The 7,705-nt window shown below is 72.9% G+C and carries 7 protein-coding genes; 2 read left to right on the plus strand and 5 right to left on the minus strand.

The genetic code is table 11. The features are described from left to right. Positions 1-32: 32 nt before the first annotated feature. The 4 genes from ACZ6CV_RS31395 to mmuM all read right to left on the minus strand — a co-directional run bounded on the left by ACZ6CV_RS31395 (position 33) and on the right by mmuM (position 3,945). Positions 33-1,118 carry an N-acetylglucosamine kinase gene (locus ACZ6CV_RS31395; protein ID WP_469254477.1) on the minus strand — a complete coding sequence of 362 codons (1,086 nt, stop codon included), beginning with the start codon at positions 1,116-1,118 and terminating at the stop codon, positions 33-35. Continuing rightward, positions 1,115-1,792, minus strand: a complete 678-nt coding sequence (locus ACZ6CV_RS31400; protein WP_469254478.1) for a uracil-DNA glycosylase — start codon at positions 1,790-1,792, stop codon at positions 1,115-1,117. The genes ACZ6CV_RS31395 and ACZ6CV_RS31400 overlap by 4 nt, the downstream gene beginning before the upstream one ends. Positions 1,793-1,825: 33 nt before the next feature. Next, entirely contained in the window at positions 1,826-2,911 is a 1,086-nt protein-coding gene (locus ACZ6CV_RS31405; RefSeq protein ID WP_469254479.1) for a WD40/YVTN/BNR-like repeat-containing protein, read from the minus strand. A 128-nt stretch (positions 2,912-3,039) separates the two neighbouring features. Beyond that, the gene (gene mmuM / locus ACZ6CV_RS31410; RefSeq protein ID WP_469254481.1) at positions 3,040-3,945 is read right to left on the minus strand and encodes a homocysteine S-methyltransferase; all 906 of its coding nucleotides are present in this window, start codon (positions 3,943-3,945) and stop codon (positions 3,040-3,042) included. Between the two features lie 141 nt (positions 3,946-4,086). On the opposite strand from mmuM, the gene ACZ6CV_RS31415 reads away from it, so the two are divergent. Continuing rightward, entirely contained in the window at positions 4,087-5,757 is a 1,671-nt protein-coding gene (locus ACZ6CV_RS31415) for an MFS transporter (protein ID WP_469254482.1), read from the plus strand. A 99-nt stretch (positions 5,758-5,856) separates the two neighbouring features. On the opposite strand, the gene ACZ6CV_RS31420 is transcribed toward ACZ6CV_RS31415, so the two are convergent. Further along, entirely contained in the window at positions 5,857-7,122 is a 1,266-nt protein-coding gene (locus tag ACZ6CV_RS31420; RefSeq protein ID WP_469254483.1) for a cytochrome P450 family protein, read from the minus strand. Between the two features lie 270 nt (positions 7,123-7,392). Here ACZ6CV_RS31420 and ACZ6CV_RS31425 point away from each other — a divergent pair, with 270 nt between their 5' ends. After that, positions 7,393-7,536 carry a hypothetical protein gene (locus ACZ6CV_RS31425; protein WP_208033602.1) on the plus strand — a complete coding sequence of 48 codons (144 nt, stop codon included), beginning with the start codon at positions 7,393-7,395 and terminating at the stop codon, positions 7,534-7,536. Positions 7,537-7,705 lie beyond the last annotated feature (169 nt).

Genomic DNA, 7,705 nt, shown 5'->3' on the forward strand with positions numbered 1-7,705 from the left:
AGTCCGTTTTTGTCTGATGAATTACGCAGAGGTCAACTGTCGCTTTCTCCATGGTCTCCATCGGGTGGCTCCGCATAGATTCCTCGCCGGACTCCTCCGTGAGCTTCGCCGTGAACGGAGAGCATGCGGCCGTCGCGCGGAAGGCGCAGGCGGCCCGCGGCGACGTCGGCCGCTATCCGCAGCGCTCCGTCCAGCGGGTCGCCGGCCGCGGCAACTCGCCGCGCGTGCGGCAGTTGGTCCGCCAGCTCCTCGGACAGGGGGACGAGCAGCGGATCGCCCACGTGGAACAGGCCACCCGTGAGGGCCACTTCGCACTCCTCGGTGCGGGGGCAGACGGCGGCCGCCGCCTCGGCGATGTGCCGCGCCGCCTCCCGCAGGATGCCCCGCGCGACGGGGTCGTCCGCCGCGCAGCCGGCCACGTCCGGCGCGAAGGAGGCGAGGACCGCGGGCCGGTCCGGGCGGGGGTAGAGCTGCGCGGGCAGCTCCGGCAGCGGACCGAACCGCTGTGCGGCGCGGGCGAGCAGCGCGGCCGAGCCGCCCCGCCTGCCGTCGTACGCCCGCAGCGCCGCATCGAGTCCGGCCCGGCCGATCCAGGCGCCGCCGCCGCAGTCGCCGAGGAGATGGCCCCAGCCGTCGGCGCGGTGCCAGGCCGTCGGGTCCATGCCGATCGCGATCATGCCGGTGCCCGCGGCGACGACGGCGCCGGGGCGGTCTCCGAGCGCCCCCGCGTACGCGGTGACGGCGTCCGCGGCGAGCGCCGTGCGGTGGACGCCCAGCTGCTCCGCGAGCGCGGCCGGCAGGTGGGCGCGCAGGTCGTCGCCGAGGCTGGCGAGGCCCGCCGCTCCGACGCAGACCGCCGTGATCCGTCCGCCGCCCGCCTCGTCCAACAGGGCCCGCGCCATGGGCAGGAGCTGCTTCAGGAAGTGGCCGGCGTCGATGCCGCGTGGGCCGGTGTGTACGGGCTCCGCGGAGCGGACGGGTTCCGTGGAGCGGAGGGGTTCCGTGGAGCGGAGGGGTTCCGTGGGGCGGCCAGGGCCGGGCCCGCGCGGATCGGACAGGGCGGCCCGCAGTCCGGAACCGCCCGAGTCGACCCCGAGGACGTACTCCCGCTCGGTCACGGCAGCCGCCAGTCCACCGGCTGCGCGCCCTGCCGGACCAGCAGGTCGTTGGCCCGGCTGAACGGGCGCGAGCCGAAGAAGCCGCGGTCCGCCGACATCGGCGAGGGGTGCGCGGACTCCACCGACGGCGACTGCCCGAGCAGCGGCCGCAGATTGCGCGCGTCACGCCCCCACAGGATCGACACCATCGGGGTGCCGCGTGCCACCAGCGCCTTGATGGCCTGCTCGGTCACCTCTTCCCAGCCCTTGCCGCGGTGCGCGGCCGGCTTGCGCGGTGCGGTGGTGAGCGCCCTGTTGAGGAGAAGGACGCCCTGCCGGGTCCAGGGCGTGAGGTCGCCGTCGGACGGCGGGGGCACGCCGAGGTCGTCGCCCAGCTCGCGGTAGATGTTGATGAGGCTGCCGGGCAGCGGCCGCACCTCGGGCGCGACCGAGAACGACAGGCCCACCGCGTGACCGGGTGTGGGGTAGGGGTCCTGACCGACGATCAGGACGCGGACGTCGTCGAAGGGCTGCTGGAACGCGCGCAGCACATGCTGCCCCGACGGGAGATATGTGCGTCCCGCGGCGATCTCCGCGCGCAGGAAGTCGCCCATCGAGGCGATCCGTTCGGCCACCGGCTCCAGGGCCTTGGCCCAGCCGGACTCGACGATTTCATGCAAGGGTCGTGGTGCCACGGCGTCACCCTACTGCCGTAACGGCGGCGTCGATCAACCGATGGCCGCGGCCCGTACACAGAGCACGTCCGGCAGGTGCGAGGCGAGCAACTGCCAGCTGTCGCCGTCGTCCGCCGAGGCGTACACCTCGCCGTTGCGATTGCCGAAGTAGAGGCCGGCCGGGTCGCAGTCGTCGCTCCACATCGCGTCGCGCAGCACCGTGCCGTAGTGGTCCTCGTCGGGCAGGCCCGCGCTGAGCGCCTCCCAGCTGCGGCCGGCGTCGGCCGTGCGGTAGACGCGGCAGCGGTGGTCGGCCGGGACGCGGTCGCTGTCCGCGGTGATGGGGAAGACGTACGCCGTGTCGCCCCGGTGCGGGTGGGCGACGGCCGCGAAACCGAAGGTGGAGGGGAGGCCCTCGCCGATGTCCTGCCAGTGCCCGCCCGCGTCGTCGCTGCGGTAGACGCCCCAGTGGTTCTGCAGATAGAGCCGGTCCGGATCGGCCGCGTCCCGCGCGACCTTGTGCACGCACTGGCCGAACTCGGGGTTCGGATCGGGCAGGAACACCGCGGCCACGCCGTTGTTCGCCGGGTCCCAGCTCGCGCCGCCGTCCGCCGTGCGGAACACCCCTGCGGTGGACACCGCGACGGTCACCGCGCGCGGGTCGCGGACGTCGGTCAGCACGGTGTGCAGGCCCTCTCCGCCGCCGCCCGGCACCCACTGGGAGCGGGTGGGATGCTCCCAGAGGGGGCGGACGAGCGAGAAGGACTCGCCGCGGTCCTCCGAGCGGTACAGCGCGGCGGGCTCCGTGCCCGCGTACACCACGTCCGGTTCGGCGGCCGCCGGGTGCAGCTGCCACACCCGCTCCAGCGAGGCCCCGGTGTCCTTGGGGAACTTCACCGCGGGCTTCGACGGTTCCGTCCACGTCCGCCCCAGGTCGTCGGAGTGGAAGACGGAGGGGCCCCAGTGCGCGCTGTCGCCGCCGACCAGGAGGCGCGGGGTGGGGCCGCGGGTGTCGATGGCGACGGAGTACACCGCCTGCGCGTTGAAGTACGGGCTGTCGTCGAACTCCCAGGCGCCGCCCCGCCTGCGTCCGATGAAAAGGCCCTTGCGGGTGCCTACGGTCAGGATGATGTCGGACATGCCGACCACCTCCGGGACGTCGTTGTCTCAGGTACCGGCCAGTCTGCACCCCACCACTGACAGCCACCCCCGGAGACGGTTTCCGCGCAGGTCAGCGCCCGTGTCCCAGGCGTGGCGCGGGCGACCGCTCAGGGTCCTGGCCGCCCCGCTCCCAGCTCCCGCGCGACCTCCGCGATCGTCGCGGGCCCCACCCGGCAGCACCCGCCGATCAGCCGCGCCCCCGCCGCCCGCCACGCCTGCGCCTGGCCGGCCGAGAAGCGCGTGGGCCCGCGCCAGGAGCGGGTCGTGGCGTCCCAGGTCTCGCCGCTGTTCGGGTAGACCACGACCGGCTTGCCGGTGATCCGCGCCGCGAGCGCCACCGCCGGTCCCGCGTCCTGCGGGGAACAGCAGTTGACGCCGACCGCCACCACCTCGTCCGCGTCGGCGGCGAGCGCGAACGCCTCGCGCAGCGGCTGCCCCGCGCGGGTGCGGTCGCCGGCCACGCTGTACGACAGCCAGGCCGGCACCCCGAGTCCGCGGACCGCCCGCAGCAGGGCCCGCGCCTCGTCGGTGTCCGGGACCGTCTCCAGGGCGAGGACGTCGGGCCCGGCCGCGGCGAGCGTCTCCAGGCGCGGCCGGTGGAAACGCTCCAGCGCGTCCACGGACAGTCCGTACCGGCCCCGGTACTCGGAGCCGTCGGCGAGCATCGCTCCGTACGGTCCCGCCGACGCCGCCACCCACGTCTCCCGCCCGAGCCCCGCCCCGGCACGCCGGGCCAACTCCACGCTCTGGGACAGCAGTTCGCGGGTGCGGTCCGCGTCGATGCCGTGCCGCGCGAACCCCTCGTACGTCGCCTGATAGCTCGCCGTGACGGCGACCTCGGCGCCCGCCTCGTAGTACGCGCGGTGGGCGGCCTCGACGGCCGCGGGCTCGTCGGCGAGCAGCCGCGCGGACCACAGGGCGTCGCTCAGGTCGTGTCCTGCGGCCTCCAGCTGGTTGGAGAGGCCGCCGTCGAGCACGAGGGGGCGCTGGGCAAGGGCTTCGGCGAGTCTCACGGTCTCGACGCTAGCCGAGACGCGGGGAGGTTTCCGGCCACCCTCGGAAGGACGCTTCCCTCGTACTCCCTCACACTGTTAGTCTCGTATCTAACAGTGTTAGAGACATCTTGCGGGACAACGCGAACAGGACGGTGTGCGATGGCGGCGGATTCCCCCGCCCGGACTGGCCCGAGCCCCTACCGGACGCTCCCGGCGCTGTGTGTGCCGCTGGCCCTGACGATGCTGCAGAGCACGGTGCTCAGCACCGCCCTGCCGGACATCCAGGACGACCTCAACGGTGGCATTCAGGACATCCAGTGGGTCATCAGCGGCTATTCGCTGGCGTTCGCCGCGCTGATGCTCACCGGCGGCGCCGTCGGCGACCGCTTCGGGCGCAAGCGGACCTTCCTGGCCGGGCTCGGCATCTTCCTCGCGGGCTCGGTCTTCTCCGCGCTCGCCGGTTCGGTGTGGGTCCTGGTGTCGGCGCAGGCAGTGCTCGGCGTCGGGGCCGCGCTGCTCATGCCCAACACGCTCTCGATCATCCGGCACGTCTTCACCGACAGCGGCGAGCGCGGCACGGCCATCGGCATCTGGGCCGCGGTCGCGGGCGCCGCCGTGGCCTTCGGGCCCGTCGTCGGCGGGCCTCTGGTGGAGAACTTCGGCTGGTCCGGCATCTTCTGGATGTACGTGCCCATCGCCGTCCTCGGCTTCGTCCTCGCGGTGCCCGCGGTCCCCGAGTCTGCCAACCCCGAACGGCGCCTGGACCTGGCCGGGTTGATCCTCTCCATCGCCGCCATGTCGGCGATCGTGTACGCCACGATCGAGGGCGGCTCGCGCGGCTGGGGCGACGGCCTCGTGGTCGGGGCCTACGCGGCCGGCGGTGCGCTGCTCGTGGCGTTCCTGGTCACGGAGCGGCTGGTGCGCGAGCCGATGCTCGACCTGTCGTTCTTCCGCGACCGGGTCTTCACCGGCTCCGTACTGGCCGGATTCGTCCTGTACTTCGGGCTGTTCGCCATCACGTACTTCCTGATGCTCTGGCTGCAGACGGTTCTCGGCTGGTCCGCGGTCGGCGCCGGGCTCGCGATCCTGCCGGGCATGCTCCTCGCCATGGTCTCCGCGCCGCTCGCCGGCTGGATGACCACGCGGGTGGGCGGTGCGGTGCCGCTCGGGCTCGGCATCCTGTTCGCCTCGGCGACGATGTTCGGGGCCTCGCTGTACGGGACCGGGGCGCGCTACGCGGAGTACTGGTGGGTGATCCTGCTGGTGGGCCTCGGCATCGGTCTCACGCTCACCCCGATCTCGACGCTCGTGATGATGCGGGTGCCGGCGGCCCGTTCCGGCATGGCGTCCGGCGCGAGCAACGCCACGCGTCAGCTCGGCAGCGTCTTCGGGGTGGCCGTGCTCGGCACGCTGCTCACCACCCGCATGACGGACAGCGTCCGGGACCGGTTGGTCGACGCGCAGGTGCCGGGGCCGGCCCGCGCCGAGGTGCTGCGGGCCGTCGAGGCCGGCGGCGCCCACAGCACGGGGTCGGGCGGCAGCGCGCGGATCACCGGGATCGTCAACGCGGGCTTCGTGGACGGGTTGCACCTGGCCGAACGGGTGGGCGGGGCACTCCTGTTGGTGACGGCGATCGCGGCGTACTTCCTGGTGCGGGGGCGGGATCGGGAGGACGTCGACGCGGGCGCGGCCGGGGCCGCGGATACGGCTGACACCACCGACTCCGCTGATGCCGCCGGTGATGCCGGGGACGTTTCCGAGTCCGGCTCCCACGGTGACGGTCCCGGCGCGGCCCCGGCCCCCGGCGTCTCCGCCGACCGCACCACCTGAGACAGCCGGGCGGGTCCGGCCATCAATCCCCCGCTGGTCGCACCCGCCCGGCGCCGTTCAGATCGGCCGGCGCCGTTCAGGTCCGCCCGATACGGGCCGTCACCCCACCCGCACGGGCAGTTCGCGGACACCTCGCATCATCAGGTTGTCCCGCCAGCGCAGTTCGTCCGGCTCGATCGCGAGCCGGATGTCGGGGAAGCGGGCGAACAGGCGCGACACCCCGACCCGCCCCTCCATCCGGCCGACGGCCGCGCCCATGCAGTGGTGGATCCCGTGGCTGAACGCCAGATGCTGCTGCGCCGCCGCGCGACCGTTGTCGGAGCGACCACCGTCGAAGCGACCACTGCCGAAGCGGCCGCTGTGGAAGTGGTCGGGGTCCGGGAATCTGCTCGGGTCCCGCCCGGTCGCGCCGAGCAGGACGAGCACCGGCTCGCCGGCCCGCAGCCGCCTGCCACCGAGTTCGGTGTCGCGTACCGGAAAACGCCAGGTGGGGACCTTGACCGGACCGTCGACCCGGAGTACCTCCTCGATCAGCGGGTCGATCAGCTCCGGATCCGCCGCGAGCGCGGTGCGTTCGGCGGGGTGGCTCAGCAGTCGCAGCGTCGCGTTGGTGATGAGGTACGCGCTGGACTCGTGGCCCGCGAAGAACAACTGGTAGACCAGCGAGATCAGTTCGTAGTCGTCGAGCTGGTCCGCGCCGTGCGCGTCGACCAGCGCGCTGACCAGGTCATCGGCGGGTTCCTTGCGCCGCGCGGCGAGCAGCGGGACGAAGTACCCGGCCATCGCGTCGGCCGCCTCGTCGAAGGACGCGTCGTCCTGCAGCTCCGCCTGGACGAGGAGTTGACCCCATTCCCTGAACCGCGGCCGGTCCGCGGGCGGGATGCCGATGAGCTCGCAGATCACGTCGACGGCGAGCGGCAGGGCGTAGTCGGTGAGCACGTCGAACCCGGGGCGGCCCGCGAGGCCGTCGAGCAGTCCGTCCGCGAACACGCCCACCGGCTGGCGTAGTTCGAGCATGCGCCGCGCGGTGAGCGCGCGCGACATCAGGCGCCGCATCCGCGTGTGATCGGGTGGGTCCACGCTGAGCAGATGGCGGCCGAGCAGTGCGGTCTTTTCCTCGGCGCGGCCGGCCGCGATGGCCTCACGCACGGAGGGGTCGGTGCTCGCGGGATCCACGCTGAACAGCGGATCGGAAAGCACCGCCTTGGCCTGCTCGTACCCGCTGATCAGCCACGGGGTCAGGCCGGGGCGCAGGTGGACGCGGGTGAGGGGCACCGTCGCGTGGAGGCGGGCGTAGCCGGGGCCGGGGTCGGCCATGAATGCGGGGTCGAGGAGATCTACCGGAGGTGCCTCATCGCTGCTCATGAGCTTGTTGGTAACAGCAGTCGGGGCAGGCCCGCAATAATCTCCGACAATTGCCTCATTAAAGATTTCGCCAAATGGAATACCTGTCGCCGTTTGTGGGTTCGGGCATTCCTCGAACGTCTCTTGCTTGACTGGACAAACACTGTTAGGTTGCGTGGCTGCGAGGCTGAAAGATAGGGCTCGCCGGGGCTTTCCGGGGAAAGTGTCCGGAAGACCTCGTGTGCAACGTGGACCGAATCACTCTTCGTATCCGAACGAGAGGAGACAGCCATGAAGCTGCAGTCCGAGAAGGTGACCGAACACCGCAACAGCACGCCGCAGGCCGCCCTGGAGCCCTTCGGCGCAGGTCGCGACGAGGCCGTTCTGGTGCCTGGCGCCTGTTCCTGCTGCTGTGGAGCGGTCGTCCGCAAGTAACCGATGACGCCGGCGTGGGGGGGGGGGGGGGGGGGGCGCCCCCCCCCCCCCCCCCCCCCCCCCCCCCCCCCCCCCGCCGCCCCGCGCCGCCCGACGCCCCGGCGCCGACCGCGACGCTGAGGAGGCGGCGGCCCCCAAGAGGGGCAGACCGGTAAGGTGGCCCGGTTGT

The sequence above is a fragment of the Streptomyces sp. NPDC041713 genome (assembly GCF_055591085.1).

What these genes read in the sequence shown, in the direction of transcription:
- ACZ6CV_RS31405 (WP_469254479.1), bottom strand. Translation starts at nt 2,911, where the DNA reads ATGTCCGACATCATCCTGACCGTAGGCACCCGCAAGGGCCTTTTCATC.
- ACZ6CV_RS31415 (WP_469254482.1), top strand. Translation starts at nt 4,087, where the DNA reads ATGGCGGCGGATTCCCCCGCCCGGACTGGCCCGAGCCCCTACCGGACG.
- ACZ6CV_RS31420 (WP_469254483.1), bottom strand. Translation starts at nt 7,122, where the DNA reads ATGAGCAGCGATGAGGCACCTCCGGTAGATCTCCTCGACCCCGCATTC.
- ACZ6CV_RS31425 (WP_208033602.1), top strand. Translation starts at nt 7,393, where the DNA reads ATGAAGCTGCAGTCCGAGAAGGTGACCGAACACCGCAACAGCACGCCG.